This window comes from Kitasatospora sp. NPDC056273 (assembly GCF_042268845.1).
Taxonomy (GTDB): domain Bacteria; phylum Actinomycetota; class Actinomycetes; order Streptomycetales; family Streptomycetaceae; genus Kitasatospora.
The window spans coordinates 179,951-195,836 of sequence record NZ_JBHJSJ010000007.1 but is presented as its reverse complement, the minus strand read 5'-3'; the positions used below and the strand labels follow the sequence as shown (position 1 = coordinate 195,836).

The 15,886-nt window shown below is 74.1% G+C and carries 17 protein-coding genes; 9 read left to right on the top strand and 8 right to left on the bottom strand.

Annotated features, from left to right (window positions below):
• The first annotated feature begins 101 nt into the window (after window positions 1-101).
• Both ACFCY1_RS09520 and ACFCY1_RS09515 read left to right on the top strand, forming a co-directional pair.
• Entirely contained in the window at window positions 102-1,094 is a 993-nt protein-coding gene (locus ACFCY1_RS09520) for an Lrp/AsnC family transcriptional regulator (protein WP_375874096.1), read from the top strand.
• Between the two features lie 196 nt (window positions 1,095-1,290).
• On the top strand, window positions 1,291-1,725 hold the full coding sequence (locus ACFCY1_RS09515; protein ID WP_375874095.1) for a hypothetical protein: 435 nt from the start codon (window positions 1,291-1,293) through the stop codon (window positions 1,723-1,725).
• Here the strand turns inward: ACFCY1_RS09515 and ACFCY1_RS09510 are convergent.
• From ACFCY1_RS09510 to ACFCY1_RS09500, 3 genes are all read right to left on the bottom strand, one after another.
• Entirely contained in the window at window positions 1,722-2,591 is an 870-nt protein-coding gene (locus ACFCY1_RS09510; protein WP_375874094.1) for a helix-turn-helix domain-containing protein, read from the bottom strand. The two genes, ACFCY1_RS09515 and ACFCY1_RS09510, sit on opposite strands and share 4 nt — an antisense overlap.
• Window positions 2,592-2,682: 91 nt before the next feature.
• The gene (locus tag ACFCY1_RS09505) at window positions 2,683-3,165 is read right to left on the bottom strand and encodes a membrane protein (RefSeq protein ID WP_049654835.1); all 483 of its coding nucleotides are present in this window, start codon (window positions 3,163-3,165) and stop codon (window positions 2,683-2,685) included.
• 159 nt (window positions 3,166-3,324) lie between these two features.
• Window positions 3,325-4,032, bottom strand: a complete 708-nt coding sequence (locus ACFCY1_RS09500; protein ID WP_049654833.1) for a 4'-phosphopantetheinyl transferase superfamily protein — start codon at window positions 4,030-4,032, stop codon at window positions 3,325-3,327.
• Window positions 4,033-4,286: 254 nt separating this feature from the next.
• On the opposite strand from ACFCY1_RS09500, the gene ACFCY1_RS09495 reads away from it, so the two are divergent.
• Window positions 4,287-5,735, top strand: a complete 1,449-nt coding sequence (locus tag ACFCY1_RS09495; RefSeq protein WP_375874093.1) for a choice-of-anchor A family protein — start codon at window positions 4,287-4,289, stop codon at window positions 5,733-5,735.
• A 115-nt stretch (window positions 5,736-5,850) separates the two neighbouring features.
• Here the strand turns inward: ACFCY1_RS09495 and ACFCY1_RS09490 are convergent, their stop codons facing one another.
• On the bottom strand, window positions 5,851-6,480 hold the full coding sequence (locus ACFCY1_RS09490) for a TetR/AcrR family transcriptional regulator (RefSeq protein ID WP_375874092.1): 630 nt from the start codon (window positions 6,478-6,480) through the stop codon (window positions 5,851-5,853).
• Window positions 6,481-6,556: 76 nt separating this feature from the next.
• Here ACFCY1_RS09490 and ACFCY1_RS09485 point away from each other — a divergent pair, with 76 nt between their 5' ends.
• A complete protein-coding gene (locus ACFCY1_RS09485) occupies window positions 6,557-7,501 on the top strand; it encodes a hypothetical protein (RefSeq protein ID WP_375874091.1) in 945 nt (314 codons plus the stop codon).
• A gap of 13 nt (window positions 7,502-7,514) precedes the next feature.
• Here ACFCY1_RS09485 and ACFCY1_RS09480 read toward each other — a convergent pair whose 3' ends face one another.
• The 3 genes from ACFCY1_RS09480 to ACFCY1_RS09470 form a co-directional block, all read right to left on the bottom strand.
• Complete coding sequence (locus ACFCY1_RS09480) at window positions 7,515-8,012, bottom strand: F0F1 ATP synthase subunit B (RefSeq protein WP_158077659.1); 498 nt, start codon at window positions 8,010-8,012, stop codon at window positions 7,515-7,517.
• Between the two features lie 142 nt (window positions 8,013-8,154).
• Complete coding sequence (kynU, locus tag ACFCY1_RS09475; RefSeq protein WP_375874090.1) at window positions 8,155-9,381, bottom strand: kynureninase; 1,227 nt, start codon at window positions 9,379-9,381, stop codon at window positions 8,155-8,157.
• 56 nt (window positions 9,382-9,437) lie between these two features.
• Complete coding sequence (locus ACFCY1_RS09470) at window positions 9,438-10,268, bottom strand: tryptophan 2,3-dioxygenase (RefSeq protein WP_375874089.1); 831 nt, start codon at window positions 10,266-10,268, stop codon at window positions 9,438-9,440.
• Between the two features lie 188 nt (window positions 10,269-10,456).
• Here ACFCY1_RS09470 and ACFCY1_RS09465 point away from each other — a divergent pair, with 188 nt between their 5' ends.
• Together ACFCY1_RS09465 and ACFCY1_RS09460 are read left to right on the top strand one after the other, a co-directional pair.
• The gene (locus tag ACFCY1_RS09465; protein WP_234348510.1) at window positions 10,457-10,918 is read left to right on the top strand and encodes an Lrp/AsnC family transcriptional regulator; all 462 of its coding nucleotides are present in this window, start codon (window positions 10,457-10,459) and stop codon (window positions 10,916-10,918) included.
• Window positions 10,919-10,997: 79 nt separating this feature from the next.
• Window positions 10,998-11,537: an NADPH-dependent FMN reductase gene (locus ACFCY1_RS09460; protein WP_074000809.1), complete on the top strand. Its 540-nt coding sequence runs from the start codon at window positions 10,998-11,000 to the stop codon at window positions 11,535-11,537.
• A 43-nt stretch (window positions 11,538-11,580) separates the two neighbouring features.
• On the opposite strand, the gene ACFCY1_RS09455 is transcribed toward ACFCY1_RS09460, so the two are convergent.
• Complete coding sequence (locus ACFCY1_RS09455; RefSeq protein ID WP_049660921.1) at window positions 11,581-12,213, bottom strand: MarC family protein; 633 nt, start codon at window positions 12,211-12,213, stop codon at window positions 11,581-11,583.
• Window positions 12,214-12,426: 213 nt separating this feature from the next.
• Between ACFCY1_RS09455 and ACFCY1_RS09450 the strand changes: the two genes are divergently transcribed.
• The 3 genes from ACFCY1_RS09450 (at window position 12,427) to ACFCY1_RS09440 (ending at window position 15,873) form a co-directional block, all read left to right on the top strand.
• A complete protein-coding gene (locus ACFCY1_RS09450) occupies window positions 12,427-12,987 on the top strand; it encodes a DoxX family protein (protein ID WP_049660922.1) in 561 nt (186 codons plus the stop codon).
• A gap of 137 nt (window positions 12,988-13,124) precedes the next feature.
• Complete coding sequence (locus ACFCY1_RS09445) at window positions 13,125-13,748, top strand: FxLYD domain-containing protein (protein WP_375874087.1); 624 nt, start codon at window positions 13,125-13,127, stop codon at window positions 13,746-13,748.
• Window positions 13,749-14,049: 301 nt separating this feature from the next.
• Window positions 14,050-15,873 carry a glycosyl hydrolase family 18 protein gene (locus ACFCY1_RS09440; RefSeq protein ID WP_079271742.1) on the top strand — a complete coding sequence of 608 codons (1,824 nt, stop codon included), beginning with the start codon at window positions 14,050-14,052 and terminating at the stop codon, window positions 15,871-15,873.
• Window positions 15,874-15,886 lie beyond the last annotated feature (13 nt).

Here is a 15,886-nt window from a genome sequence, read left to right as displayed (position 1 = left end):
GCTCCGGGCCGGTGTCCGCTCCGGCCGCCCGGGACAAGGAGTACCGTCGGGGCTGCCGAAGAGGACGCAGCAGCCGCCGGAAGTGGCGGGGATCGGACACCATGGACCTCTCCACCGCCGATCCGGACAGCGTGCTGGACACCCTCGACCGCCGCCTGGTGTGCGCCCTCCAGGTGGACGGACGGGCCGAGCCCGGCCGGATCGCCGAGGTGCTGGGCGTCTCCGCCCGGACGGTCACCCGCCGGCTGGGCCGGATGCGGCAGGCCGGGGTGCTGCGGGTGGTCCGGCTGCCGGACGTCGAGGACGCCGCCGTGGGCGCGCTGCTGCTGCGGGTCCGGGTGCTGAGCGGCCGGGTGGACGCCATCGCGCGGGCCCTCGCCGACCGCCCCGACGTGCCGTTCGTCGACGTGATGCTCGGCGGCCACGAGGTCGGGGCCGTGGTGCTCACCGACGCCGACTCCCGCGACCGGCTGCTGTACGGGCAGCTGCCCGCGACCGGCGCCGTCACCGAGACCACCACCCACGCGGTGCTGCACGCCTTCGCGGACGCCGGGCAGTGGCGGGCCGGGTACCTGACCGGGGAGGAGGCCGCCGCGCTCGCCCGGCCCGCCGTCCCGCGCCCCGCCGAGCCCCCGCCGCTGGACGATCTCGACCGCGCGCTGCTGGAGCGGCTCGGCGAGGACGCCCGGCAGTCCCACGCCGTACTGGCCGCGGCGGTGGGTGCGCCCGAGTCCACGGTGCGCCGCCGGCTGCACCGGCTGGACGGGGCCGGGCTGCTGCGCACCCACGCCACCGTGGACCCGCGGCTGCTCGGCCTGGCCGTGGACGCCAACCTCTGGCTGGACGTGCCGCCCGGCCGGATCGCCGAGGTCGGCACGGTGCTGGCCCGCCACCCGCGGGTGCACGGGGTGTTCGCCACCAGCGGCCCGGCCAACCTGCTGGCCACGGTGTTCTGCCCGGACCACGGCGAGCTGTACCGCTTCCTCACCGACACCCTCGGCCCGCTCGGCGTCACCCGGGCGGAGACCACCATCACCGCCCGCGCGGTGAAGCGGGCGGGCGTCCTGCTCCGGCAGCCGCCCGGGCGGCCCTAGCCCGGGTGCCCGTGGCCCGGCGGCCGTAGCCCGCGTTGCCCGTGGTCCGGCGGTTGTAGCCCGACGCCCGTGCCCGTGCGGGCGCCCGCCCTTACCTGCGGGGTAATCGACGCCCGCCGCCGGGCCGGGCAGGGTGGGGGCACCCGGTGCGGCCGCCACGGTCCCGGGGCCCACCCCCGACAGGAGGCGATCCGCCATGTCCGCCCACGCGAACACCCTCAGCCCCGCCCGGCCCGGTTCCTTCTTCTCACCGTGGACGGTGCGCGGCGCCCTGACCCTGGACGCCCTGGTGACCGGCGGCAACGGCCTGGCCTACCTGGCCTTCTCCGGTCCGCTCGGCGAGCTGCTCGGCGCGGGCCGCACCACCCTGGTCGAGGTCGGGCTGCTCCTCCTCGGGTACGCCCTCGCGGTCGGCGCGCTGGCCGCCCGGCGGCAGCCGCCGGGGCCGGGGGTGCGGGCGGTGATCGGCGTCAACCTGGCCTGGGTGGTGCTCAGCCTGGTCGCGATGGAGGCGTGGCTGGAGCCGACCACCGCCGGGTTCGTCTGGATCCCGGTGCAGGCCGCGGCGGTGGCCCTGTTCGCCGTCCTCCAGTTCACCGCCCTGCGGCGCCGGGCCCGGCAGCAGGGCTAAGGCGTGTCGGGCACGACCTGACGCTCGGGGCCGACCACGGACTGCAGGAACCGCACCGTCTCCGCGTCGGCCGGCAGGAAGGTCTCCATGGCCAGCTCGGAGACGGTGACGTCCAGCGGCGTGTTGAAGGTCGCGATGGTGGAGAGGAAGGAGAGCACCCGCTCCTCGTACCGGATCCGCAGCGGCAGCGCGAACGGGGACCCGTACGCGGCCGGCCCGTCCGCCCGGCCGTCGGCCGGCTCGTCCGCCGGGTCGCCGGCCGGTTCGGGGTAGCCGCGGACCTCCTCGTACAGCCGGCGCAGCGGCTCGGCGCGGACCAGCTCCAGCTGCCGCTCCATCCGCTCCAGCAGGTGCCGCCGCCACTGCCGCAGGTTGACGATGCGCGGCGCGAGCCCGTCCGGGTGCAGGGTGATCCGGATCGCGTTGAACGGCGGCTCCAGCAGGTGCGGGGCGACGCCGTCCAGGAGCAGTCCGAGCGAGCGGTTGGCCGCCAGCACCCGGAAGGACCCGTCGACCACGACCGCCGGGTACGGGTCGTGGGCGGCCAGCAGCCGCTCCAGCCCGCCGCGCAGCGCGGCCATCGACGGGTCGTCCAGCGGTGTCTCGGGGTAGTGCGGGGCGTACCCGGCCGCCAGCAGCAGGGCGTTGCGCTCGCGCACCGGGACGTCCAGCTCCTCGGCCAGCCGCAGCACCAGCTCCCGGCTGGGGCGGGAGCGGCCGTTCTCGACGAAGCTGAGGTGGCGGGCCGAGGAGTCCGCCCGCAGCGCCAGTTGCAGCTGGCTGAGCTGCCGTCGTACCCGCCAGCCGCGCAGCAGCGGACCGACGCCGGTTCCCGTCGGGCTGCCCATGCCCGCCATGATCGTCATGGCCCAGGACGGTACTCGAACCACCCCGGTCGGTGGGAGGGGGCGCGGGGGACCAGGCGACAAGGAGCCCGGGGCCCGGGGGATCAGGGGCTCAGACGCCGGTGCTCGACCCCGGGCGGATGACCATGAGCACCACGACCACGGCCCACAGCAGGTTGAACACCCCGGCGGTCATCGGCAGCAGCTTCAGGCCGCCGACGGCCTTGGCGTGCCGCTCGTCCGACGGGTCGAGTTCGAGCGCGTCCACGGCGGCCTGCTGGCCGGGCAGCACGAAGAGCAGGAGGGAGAGCGCGGCGATCGCGGTCAGCACCATCGAGACGATCACCCAGGACTGCCCGAGCACGTCCATCACCTGGGCCAGGCCGATGCCCAGCACCGGCACCGCGACCCCGAGCAGCGCGTAGACCTGGGTGATCCGGTGCAGCACCCGCAGCACGCCGGCGTCGGAGGCCCGGTCCGGTCCGCCCGCCAGCGCGGCCTTCGCCCGGCGCGGGAACATGCTGACGGCCACCGCGACCGGGCCTATGAACAGGACCGACACGAGGACGTGCAGGCTCAGCAGGAACTTGGCCATGGCGGGGCACCCTCTTGAATTCCGGTGGGCAGCTGGTCGGCTGGGGGCGGGGCGCACGCGATCGGCGGGCCCACGACCAGGCACGCTAACACCGCTTATTCACCGGCCCACCGCGCGGGTGGGCGCCGGAGCCCGCCCCGGCGTCCAGCCTCCCTTCGCTCAGCCGGCCGCCGTGAGCTCCACGATCCGGGGCGGGGCGGTGCTGACGGCCGCGACGGCGGCGGCGTGCTCCGGGTCGGTCCAGTCGAGCAGGTGCAGGTCCTCGTACCGGCTGCGCAGCGGGGCGCCCGGCGGGACGGTCAGCGGCAGGGCGGAGAGGTCGACCCGGCCGAGGGTGTCCAGGGTGGCCCGCCCGATCTTGATCAGCGACTCCTTGCGCACCCAGAGCCGCAGGAACGCCCGCTCCGGCTCCGGGTCGGCCTCGACCAGGGCGAGCTCGGCCGGGGCGAGCACCCGGCGGGCGACCGAGCGCAGCGAGCCGCCCCGGGTGGACAGCTCGACGTCGACCCCGACCGGCTGGAACCCGGCGCCGGCCGCGACCACGCCCCGGGTGTGCGACAGGCTCACGTGCACCCCGGGGTGGTCCGGCAGGTAGGGCTTGCCGTGGTCGGCGAGCCCGCAGTCCGGGCACTGCTGGGCGAGGACGAGGCCGGCCACCGGCACGCCGAGCAGCCGGGCGGCGCAGAGCCGGACCAGGACGTGGCCGGCGGTGAAGTCGGTCCGCCCGGACTCGTGCCGGAAGCGCGCGGCGCGCTCCCGCTCCATGGCGGTCAGCAGGTGCTCGCCCGCCTCGGGGTGCCGCAGTACGGCGTCGGCGGACGCGACGGCGACGAGCGGCGCGCTCTGTTCCTGGGCCTCGGTGGTCATGCCTCCAACCTAGGGCCTTGCCGTCCGTCGGCGCCCGCCCGAGGAAGCGCTGCTCCGTACGGATGAATTTCGGATCCGATCTGAGGGTCTGTAAAGTGCGGATGGTCCGTTTTGGGGTTGGATGTCCCGGATCTGTGAGATCGCCAGCAGATGGCACGGAACATGGCAGGTCGTCCCGGCCTGTCCTTTTCTCATGCACGGAGGAATTGTCGATGGGTCAGGCCACCGGTTCGCCGGATCACAGAACGACCGCCGTGAGAACACCGGCCACACGGCGGCGCCGGGCCGTCCGGGTGGCGGTGGCGACCGCCCTCACCGCGCTGCCGCTGGCCGCGGTGCTGACGGTCGGTTCCGCCGCTCCGCTGGCCCCGCCGCTGGGCGCCTGCTCGGGGCCCGACTGCCCCGCCACCTGGCCGCCGCCCAACAACGGCGACTTCCCCGGCCGCGACGCCACCATCAACGTCTTCACCGGCGGCGACTACACGGTGACCGGCCGCGCCGCGGAGGCCGAGGGCAAGATCGTCACGCTGGGGAACCTGACCGTCGACAAGAACGGCGGCGGCATCTACAACATGGGCGTCGTCGGCGTCGGCTCGCGCGTGGTGCCGCCGAACGGCAGCGACTTCGTGACCACCGGCGGCAACGTCGACGTGCTGACCGGCAACGCGATCCTGATCGGCGGCAGCGACTCGCACGGCCCGGCCTTCGGCAACCTGCGCCACGCGGGCTCCGTCACCGGCACCGTGAACATCGACCCCACCGGCGAGTCGATCCAGGACCCGAACGCGGCCGCGCCCTACCAGTCGGTGCTGACCCAGATCGAGGAGGTCTCCGACTGCGTCGGCCGGGCCACCGCGACCGGCACCGTCGACATCTCCCCGAGCCAGGCGACCTTCACCGGCGACGGGACCAGCATGAAGCAGGTCTTCAACGTCACCCAGAACCTCGCCTCGCCGTCCGGCGGGCAGATCGGCCTGGTCTTCAACAACATCCCGGCCGGCGCCACCGTCGTGGTGAACATGCTCGGGGACAGTCCGATCATCAACACCTACACCGGCACCGGCCTGGCCGGGGACCAGACCACCGACATGCGCTCGAAGCTGATGTACAACTTCCCGACCGCGACCTCGGCGCAGATCCTCGGCAGCGCCCAGTTCCAGGGCTCGGTCATGGCCGGCAACCCGGGCGGCACCACGACCATCGCCCAGCCGGGCATGAACGGCCGGGTGTACCTGGCGGGCAACCTGGTCCACACCGGTACCGGCGGCTACGAGATCCACAGCTACCCGTTCGACGGCGACCTGCCGGACTGCGCCGTGACGCCCAGCCCGTCGCCGACCTCGCCGACGCCGTCCCCCTCGCCGACCTCGCCGAGTCCGACGTCTCCGTCCCCGACCTCGCCGTCTCCCACGTCCCCGTCGCCGACGTCCCCGTCCCCGACCTCGCCGAGCCCGACGTCCCCCGCGCCGACCTCTCCGGTGCCGACCTCGCCGTCGGCCAGTGCGACGACGTCGAGCGCCGGGCCGGGCCCGACCAGCCACCACCCGACCAAGGCGCCGACCAGCCAGCACCCCGGTGGCGGTGAGCTGCCCTCCACCGGTGCGGGCAACGCCCCGGTGGTCTTCGGCCTGGCGGGCGTCGGCCTGCTCGGCCTCGGCGGTCTGGCCGTACTGGCCGCCCGCCGCCGCGGCCGCCACAGCTGACGAACTGACGAACTGACCAGCCGGACAGCGGCGCAGGCCGCCCGAGTCGACCCCGACCGGGCGGCCTGCGCCGTTCCCGTCCCCGGCGCCGCAGGCGTTCCCCCGGTCCGCCCGCCTACTGCTCGGCCGGGTAGCGGGCGAGGCCCGAGGCGAGCAGGCCGAAGGCGTGCCGCACTGCCGCCTCGACCCGGGTCCGTACCGCCTCGGCCGGCTCCCCGGCCACCATGGCCCGCCGGATCTCGCCGAGCACCGCCCGGTGGGCCCCCGCGACGGCTCCGGCCACGACCCGGGGGAGCGGGTCCTCCGGTGCGGCGCCCGACTCCTCGGCCAGGGCGGCCGCCAGCGCCGCCTCGGCCCGTTCGCCGAGCTCCAGCAGTCGGGCCCGCAGGGCGGCGCTGTCCTCGACGATCCGCCAGAACGCCGCGATCCCCGGGTTCAGCCCGACCGTCGGCTCGCCGCTCGCGAAGGCCGCCAGCAGGTCGGCCCGGACGGCGTCCACGGCTGAGCTGCCCGGGGGGCGGTGCCGGACCACCTCGGCCAGGTGCGCGACCACCTCCTCCTGGCGGTCGAAGAACAGGTCCTCCTTGGTCGGGAAGTAGTTGAAGACCGTGTTCGGCGAGACCCCGGCGGCCCGGGCCACCTCGACCACCGTGACCCGGTCGAAGCCGCGCTCGGCGAACAGGCCCATGGCGGTGTCGGAGAGCAGCTCCCGGGTCTGCTGCTTCTTGAGTTCGCGAAGTCCCATGGCCGGATCCTATCCGCCAATCATGGTGTCACTGAAAACTTGCAGTGACACCAAAAATATCCGCTACGGTGGCGGCATGACCTTCACCTTCGGCATCTATCCCGGCGGGCTGGCGGGCGACGACACCGGTGTGATCACCCCCACCCGCCCCGACGACCCGGCCCGGATCACCGCCGCCCTGCGCGAACTCCAGGGCGGTGCAGGGGAGTTCCTGGTCCGCGCCTACCGCTCGTACCCGGGCGGCGAGCACACCCCCGAGCGGCCCGAACGGTACGCCGTCGAGGGCCGCCGGCTCGACCTGGTGGTCCAGTACCGGGAGCGGAGCGGGGAGTTGGCGGGCTGGCTGGACTTCGTCCGGCGGACGGTCCGGACCGAGGGGCACCGCCTCGCCCTGCTCCAGATCTGCGAGGAGCCCAACCTGGACCTCCCGCCCGTGGACGGCAGCATCCCGAACGTCCGCCGGGCGCTGGTCGAGGGCGTGGTCGCGGCCAAGGAGGAGGCGCTGGCCCACGGATTCGACCGGCTGGCCGTCGGCTTCAACGCGGTGCCCTCCTTCGACCCCGCGGACACCTTCTGGGCCGAGCTCGGGACGCTCGCCGACGAGCGCTTCCACCGCGCCCTGGACTACGTCGGCCTGGACTTCTTCCCGGACGTCTTCCGTCCCGTCCCGCCGTCCCAACTCGCCGACGCGGTACGGGCGGTGCTCACCGGCTTCCGCCGGGACGCGCTGCCCCGGGCCGGGATCGGGCCGGACGTCCCGCTGCGGATCTGCGAGAACGGCTGGCCCACCGGCCCCGGGCGGAGCGAGGCGCGGCAGGCCGAGGTGGTGGCGGAGGTGGTCCGGACGGTCGCCGGGCTCGCCGCCGAACTCCACGTCACCGGTTACGCGTTCTTCGCGCTGCGCGACGCGGACAGCGCGGGTGCCGGACTGTTCCCGCGCTTCGGCCTGCTGCGCGACGACTACACGCCCAAGCCGGCCTTCGCGGTCTACCGCGGGCTGGTCCATGAGCTGACGAACTGACGTTCCGGCGAGGCTAGTTCGCCTCGAAGAAGCGCTCCACCGTGCGACGTCGCGCGGCGACGGCGTGCACCGGTTCGCCGATCACCCGGCCGGCCAGGGCGACGGCCAGCTCGCCGACGTCCTGCCGCAGCACGCGGGCCGCCTCGGCCCGGTCGGCGGCGATCCGGGCGCGGCCGGTGGTGAGCAGTTCGTCCCGGGCGCGGATGCCCTCCGCGCGGGCCGCGACCATCGCCGCCGCGCCGCGCTCGGCGTACTCCTCCCGGATCCTGGCCGCCTCGTGCCGTGCCTCGGCCAGCTCCAGCAGCCGGGCCTCCCGGGTGGCTTCGGCCTCGGCGAGCAGGGCCTCGGCGCGTTCGGCGCGGCCCTCGGTGGCCTCCCAGCGTTCGGACTGCACCCGTTCGATCCGCGGGAGCAGACGGCGGCCGAGCGCCCACATCAGCAGGAAGAGCAGTGCCAGGCCCAGCAGCAGCGGGGCCGGTTCGGGCTTGAGCGGGCCGAGTTCGAGGTTCACGCACGCCTCCCCAGGGTGTGACGTTCCGTCAGCCTTGAGCATCCCCAAGGACGACGGAGGTCGAACTCGGCCCGGGCATGAGCTGCGTCACGGCGGCCCCCGGGTCGTGCCGCCGCTCCGGGGGGCCGGCCCTCCCGGCCGGCTACGTCACCTCGCCCCGGCGGGAGAAGCGCTCCGCCCGCCACTCGCCGCTCTCCAGCACCTCGGCCAACTGCCGGGCCGCGTCCCAGACCTCGGTGTACGACAGGTAGAGCGGCGTGAAGCCGAAGCGCATCAGGTCCGGCGCGCGGAAGTCGCCGATCACCCCGCGCTCGATCAGCGCCTGCACCACCGGGTAGCCGTCGGCGTGCCGCAGCGCGACCTGGCTGCCGCGCCGGGCGTGCTCGCGCGGGGTCGCCACCTCGACGCCGTCCAGGCCCTCGGTCAGCGAGACGAACAGGTCGGTCAGCGCCAGGCTCTTCGTCCGCACCTCCGCCAGGTCGACCCGCTCCCAGATGTCCAGCGAGGCGCCGAGGGCGGCCTGGCCGAGCAGCGAGGGCGAGCTAGTCAGGAACCGGCCGATGCCCGGCTTCGGCTCGTACCCGGGCTCGAAGGCGAACGGCCGGGCGTGGCCGAACCAGCCGCTGAGCGGTTGGAGCGGGCCGGCCGCCAGGTGCCGCTCGGCGACGTACAGGAAGGCCGGCGAGCCGGGGCCGCCGTTCAGGTACTTGTAGGTGCAGCCGATCGCGAAGTCGGCGCCGGCGGCGTCGAGTCCGACCGGCAGCGCGCCCACGGAGTGGCACACGTCCCAGATCATCAGGGCGCCCGCGGCGTGCACCCGGGCGGTGATCCCGGGCATGTCCAGCAGCTCGCCGGTGCGGTAGTCGACGTGCGAGAGGACGACCGCGGCGACGTCCCCGTCCAGGTGCCGGTCCAGCTCCTCGGGGCGGATCAGCGCGCTGCGCGCGCCCTCGACCAGGCCGGTCACGCCCTCGGCGATGTACAGGTCGGTCGGGAAGGCCTCGGCGTCGCCGAGCACCGTGCGCCGGCCCGGGCGCAGCCGCAGCGCGGCCGACAGCACCTTGAACAGGTTGACCGAGGTGGTGTCGCAGACGACCACCTCCGCCGGAGCGGCGCCGACCAGCGGCGCGATCCGCCGCCCCAGCCGGTACGGCTGCTCGAACCAGCCGGCGTCGTTCCAGCTGCGGATCAGCTCCCGGCCCCACTCCTCCTCGACCACCCGGCGCACCCGCTCGGGCGTGCGCACCGGCAGCGCGCCCAGCGAGTTGCCGTCCAGGTAGACCACCCCGTCCGGCAGGGCGAACTCCTTGCGGAACGCCGCCAGCGGGTCGGCGGCGTCCAGCGCCGCGCAGTCCTCGCGCGTGGTCATTGCCCGTCCCTCCCTTGTCATACTCTGCCCGTCCCGTTCCGTACCCGTTGTGCCCGTCACAGCCCGTCCCGGATCGTCCACAGCTCCGGGAAGACGTCCTGCTCGGCCGACTTGCGCAGCCAGGTCAGCCCGCTGGAGCCGCCCGAGCCGGGCTTGCCGCCCATGGTCCGCTTGACCGCCGAGAGGTGGCGCTGGCGCCACCGGGTGACCCGCTCGGCCACGTCCAGCAGGGCCTCGCCGAGCGGCCGGAGCGCGGCGAGCTCCGGCTCGGTGTACACCCGCCGCCAGGCCGCCTCGACCTCCGCGGACGGCTGGTAGCGCTGCTCGGAGGGGGCCGGGTGCGGGGCCAGGCCGCGGCGCGCCAGCAGCGCCAGCGCCTCGTCGTACAGGCCGGGGGAGCGCAGCGCCTCGGTCAGCTCGGCCCGGGTGTCGGGCATCCCGTCGTACATCGCCAGCAGCGCGGCGTTCTTGTTGCCGAGCAGGAACTCCAGCCGCAGGAAGGCGGCGGACTGGAAGCCGGAGGCCTCGCCGAACAGCGAGCGGAAGGAGTTGAACTCGTGCGGGGTCATGGTGGCCAGCAGGTCCCAGGACTCCACCAGCACGTCCTGGACGTGGGTGCCCCGGCGCAGCGCGGCCAGGGCGGCGGCCAGGTCGTCCTCGCGCAGCGCCTGCCGGGCGAGCGTCCACTCGTGCCGCAGCAGGTCGAACAGCAGCTCCATCACCTGGGTGGTGACGATGAACGACAGCTCGGCCGGCTCCTTGCTGCGCGGGTGCTGCAGGCCGTGCAGCTCCTCCAGGCGTACGTACTCGGCGTACGGGGTGCCCCGGCCGGGCGCTCCGCCCCGGCCGAACGACAGGTTGGGCGTCTCCACCGTGTCGTGCCCCATCCCGATCCCTCCAGATCCTCCGGGCCGCGTCACCCGGTCCGGTGGACCGGCCGGACTGCCGGGTTCCACCGGGTGCCCATTGTGCGGCGGCGGTGCCCCCCGCTTGAATGGTCGACGGGCATCACAACCGCCTTCGGAGCTGTCGTTCGCGAGGCGTTCCGCCGATTCGCTTTACGAATGGAAATCCCTTGATCCCGACCACCCGGGAGGCCGCCTTGGACGCCGTCGACCGCCGTCTGCTCGCCGAGCTCCAGGCCGACGCCCGGCTCTCGTACAACGAACTCTCCCGCCGGGTGAGCCTGTCCGCACCCGCGGTGGCCGAACGGGTCCGCCGGCTGGAGTCCGAGGGGGTGATCAGCGGCTACCACGCCCACGTGGACCTCACCCGGGCCGGGCTGCCGATCACCGCGCTGGTCCAGATCCAGTGCTACGGCCCGCGCTGCGTGCTGCGCGACCCGGAGGTGCCGACCTGGCCGGAGGTGGTCCAGCTGCACCGGGTCACCGGCGGGGCGTGCTGCGTGCTGCTGGTCGCGGTGTCGACGATGGCCGAGTTCGAGGCGGTGTGCGACCGGCTCGGCGGCTACGGCCAGCCGTCCAGCTCGATGATCCTCTCCAGCCCGGTGCCCTGGCGGCCGGTGGTGCCGCACTGAGCGCCGCCGGGTCGCGGTCGGGCCGCGGCACCGCGGCCGGCTGGCCCTGACGCGGACGTCAAGGGGTAGGTTGCCCGGCATGCCGAACGAGCGCCACATCCTGCTGCTGCCCGGGAGCCTGCGGGCCGGTTCCACCAACGAGACCGTGCTGCGCACCGCGGCCGCGGTGGCGGCCGCCACCCCGGGCCTGCGGGCCGCCTACTACGAGGGCCTGGCCGGGCTGCCGCACTTCAACCCGGACCACGACACCGACCCGCTGCCGGAGCCGGTGGCCGGGCTGCGGGCCGCGATCGGGGCGGCCGACGCGCTGCTGGTCTGCACCCCCGAGTACGCCGGGACGCTGCCGGGCGCGTTCAAGAACCTGCTGGACTGGACGGTCGGCGGGGTCGAGATCTCGGACAAGCCCACCGGCTGGATCAACGCCGCCGGCCCGGGCCGCGGCCTGGGGGCCGAGGCCACCCTGCGCACCGTCCTCGGCTACACCGGTGCGGCGGTGCTGGACGAGGCCTGCGTCCGGCTGCCGCTGGAGCGCGGCGCGGTGGGCCCGGACGGGCTGGTCGCCGACCCGCTGGTGCGCGAGCGGATCGGTGGGGTGCTGGCCCGGCTCGCGGCGGGCTGAGCCGGGGCTCAGCCGGGGGAGGGGGCTGAGGGTCTGGCCGGGTTCAGTGCCCCGTCGGCAGGTGCACCCCGAGCCCGGCCAGGCCCTCCAGGAACAGCTCGACGCCGACCGCCGCAAGCAGCAGCCCGAGCAGCCGGGACAGCACCTCCAGCGAGGTGCGGTGGGTGCGCCGCATCAGCGGGGCGAGCACCGCCACGCAGAGGTAGTTGATCACCGCGACGGCCACGTACGCCCCGGAGACGGCGGCCTTCCAGCCCCAGTTGTCCTGGTTGAGCGAGGCGACCAGGACGGCCGTGATGGCGAGCGGGCTGGCGATGTACGGCAGCAGCAGTTCGCGGATTCCGTCCACCAGCGGGTTCGCGAGGTGCTCGTCCTCCTCGCCGTCCGAGCCGAGGTGGACGCCGAAGACCAGCGCGACGGCGTAGACGAAGAAGATCGCCCCGCCCGCGAGCTGCAGCGACTGGTCGCTGATGTGGAACAGGGTGGTCAGCTCGTCGGCCCCGAAGCCGAGCACCAGGCCGATCACCGCCGAGATGGCCGTGCTCAGCGCCGCCAGCCGCCGCAGCTCCAGGTTGCTCCTGGTCCCGGCCAGCCGGGCGAAGGCCAGCAGGGTCTTCGGCGGACCGACCACGGCGAAGAAGGTGATGAAGGCGCTGCCCAGGTTGAAGACGAACATGGGCCCAGCATGACCGCGCGGCCCCGGGCGGCCGGGGCGCCACGCCCCGCGGCCGGGCGTGGCGTGAATCTCCCCGGCGGCCGTTCCATTCCTGGTCAGGGGCGAATTCGCCCGGATGGCGGTCCCGGCTCGAAGGGACGGGCGCTCTCGGTTGCTATGGAGGCAGGACTGCCAGCGAGCGGGACCAGCCCGCCGCGGAAGCGAGGATGCGACATGTGCCTGAACCGTAAGGACCTGGGCCTGCTGGCCCTGCGCGGCGCGGTCGGCGGGGTGCTGATCGCGCACGGCACCCAGAAGCTGTTCGGCTGGTTCGGGGGCGGCGGCCTGGAGGGCACCACCCAGGCCATGGAGCACATGGGCTTCCACCCGGCCCGGGAGAGCGCGCTCGCGGCCGGCCTCGGCGAGGCGGGCGGCGGGGCGCTGCTGGTGGCCGGGCTGGCCACCCCGGCGGCCGGCGCGGTGGTGGCCGGGACGATGGCGGGAGCGGTGTCGGTGCACGCCCCGGCCGGCTTCTTCGCGATGTCCGGCGGCTACGAGTACCCGGCCTTCCTCGGCGCGACCGGGCTGGCGATCGGCCTGGCCGGTGCCGGCCGGTACTCGCTGGACCACCTGACCGGCCACGTCTTCGACCGGCCGTGGGTCGGGCTGGTGGCCTTCGTGGCGAGCGCCGCCGGGGCGTACGGCGCGGTCGCCCGGCGCCGGCACCAGGTGCGGCTGCGCGAGGAGCGGGCCGCGGTGGAGGCGGACGAGCAGGAGGGCTCGGGGCTCTCGTAGGGCCCCTCGCGGAGGCGGGTCCCGCAGGCCGGTTCACCCGGAGGCAGCAGCCCTGCTGGCGGAGGCCCGCCCGCCCTCGGAGGGTGGGCCGGGAGGTGTGCCGGGCAGCCCGGCGCCGACCGGAAACGAGGGACCGCATGGACCGCCAGCCGCTCACCCGCGCGAGGGCCTGTACCCCGCCGAGGGCCACCGCCCAGGACCTGGACGCACCGCCGCTGCGCCGCCAACGGCGGGCGGTGGCAGGGGTGTTGGTCGCCGCGGTGGTCGGAGCGGCGGTGCTCGCGGGCTGCTCCTCCGGCCAGAGTGCGAGCAGTGTGGCCTCCGGGGCGGCGGCCGCGGTGGAGCGGGGTGCGAGCGCCGCCGCCTCCGCCGCCTCGGCGCTGGCCTCGGTGGCCGGCGGGGCGGGTGCGGCGATCGCCTCGGCGGAGGCGCAGGCCTCGGCGGCGGTGTCGGCGGCCTCCTCGGCCGTCGCCGGGATCAAGGGCGGGCTGGACGCCAAGGGGGACGTCGCGGTCGGGGCGGTGAGCACCGGTTCGGACGGCAAGCCGCAGGTGTCGCTGACCGTCACCAACCACGGGCAGCAGTCGTACCGGTACGTGATCCAGCTGGACTTCACCGACGAGTCCGGCAAGGTGCTGGACGCGACCGCGGTGACCGTCCAGGACGTGGCCGCCGGGCAGAGCGCCCAGGCCACCGGGCACGCCAACCGGGACCTGTCCGGCACGGTCAAGGCCGAGGTGGCCAACGCCGTCCGCTATTGAGTCTGGACCCGGCCGCCCAGCTCAGCGCGGGTGCGGAACCTTAAGCGGGGCTCAAGGCCCAACAGCACCCCTTGACGGGCGAGTTGGTCTAGTCCATTTTTATTGCCCAGGTGCAGGGAGCCCCTGAACCGGCGTCGGCGGCCTCGTGCTGCCGGCGCCGGTTCGGCACATCCCGGTAGTCCGTCATGGTCTGATCCGCTCGATTCCCCACCCATGCCTGTCATGTCCCGGTCGTCCGGCCCCACCCCGGACGCGCGCCCCCGGGACGGCGGGTACCCCCACAACCAGGAGTCACGCACCCATGCTGCGCTCACGCATTGAAAGGGCCGGGACCCCGGCTCCGCAGGGCGGCCGCCGACGCCGTCCCAAGAGCCTGGCCGCCATCGCGGCCGGCACCACCGCCTCCCTGCTGCTCGGCGCCGGTCTCGCGCTGACCGGCGGTGCCGCGGCCAACGCCGCCACCACCAACTCCACCGGCGCGCCCGCCACCAGCGGCGGCATCAAGGTCGCCTACTACGACCAGTGGTCGGTCTACGCGAACGCGTACTACCCCAAGACGATCCAGGACACCGGCGTCGCCGGGAAGCTGGACTACCTGATCTACGACTTCGCCAACATCCACCCGACCGACCTGGGGTGTTTCGAGGCCACCAAGGCCGCGGACACGAACGACAACAACCCCAACGCGGGTGACGGCGCCGCCGACGCGTTCGCCGACTACCAGAAGAGCTTCGGCGCGGACATCTCGGTCGACGGCGTCGGCGACGTCTGGAACCAGCCGATCGCGGGCAACTTCAACCAGCTGAAGAAGCTGAAGGCGAAGAACCCGAACCTCAAGGTCCTGCTCTCGCTGGGCGGTTGGACCTACTCCAAGTACTTCTCGCCGGCCTCCGCCACGGACGCCTCGCGCAAGCACCTGGTGTCGTCCTGCATCGACATGTTCATCAAGGGCAACCTGCCCGCCGACGCCGGCTTCGGCGGCCCGGGCTCGGCGGCCGGCGTCTTCGACGGCATCGACATCGACTGGGAGTACCCGGGCGGCGGCGGCCACACCGGCAACATCTCCAGCCCTGCGGACAAGCAGAACTTCACCGCGCTGCTGAAGGAGTTCCGCACCCAGCTGGACGCGCAGGGCGCGGCCGACAAGAAGACCTACGCCCTGGCGGCGGCGGTCGGCGCCGGCCAGGACAAGATCATGAACGTCGAGACCGACAAGATCGCTCAGTACCTGACCTTCCTCGACGTCATGACCTACGACATGCACGGCGGCTGGGACGCCCAGGGGCCGACCAACCACCAGGCCGCGCTCTACTCGACCCCGGACGACCCGTCGACCCCGGCCAAGCCGGGCAACGGCAAGTACTCCATCGACAACGCCATCAAGGCGTGGACGGTCGGCGACAAGGAGTACGGCATCCCCGGCGGCTTCCCCGCCAACAAGATCAACATGGGTGTGCCGTTCTACTACCGCGGCTGGACCGGCGTGAAGGACAACGGCAAGCACGGCCTGTACCAGCCCGCCACCCAGCCGGCGGCCGGCGCGGCGATGTCCGGCAACGTCCCCGGCATCCAGATGTTCAAGGAGCTCGCGGGCTTCGTCGACAACCCGTCCAAGACCTTCTGGGACGACGCGGCCCAGGCCACGTACTTCTACGACGGCAACACCTTCTGGAGCGGTGAGGACGCCAAGTCGATCCAGGCCAAGCTCGACTACGCGCACTGCAACGGCCTCGGCGGCGCCTTCGCCTTCTCGCTGTACGACCTGGGCACCAAGACCGCCCTGTTCGACAAGATGGTGAGCGCCACCAACGGCTCCGCGTCCGCCTGCCCGGCCCCGCCGACCGGCACGCCGACCCCGACCTCGACCGGCACCCCCACCGGCACGCCGACCGGCACCCCGACCGGGACCCCCACGGGCACGCCGACCGGGACCCCGACCGGCACCCCGACCACGCCGGCCTCCTGCCCGGCCGCCCCGAGCTGGGACGCGAACACCACCTACGCGGCCGGCGGCACCAAGGTCTCGTGGAAGGGCCACTACTACACCAACAAGTGGTGGACCAAGGGCGACGACCCGAGCCAGAGCGGCCAGTGGGGCGTCTGGACCGACAACGGCCCCTGCTGAGACCCGCACCACC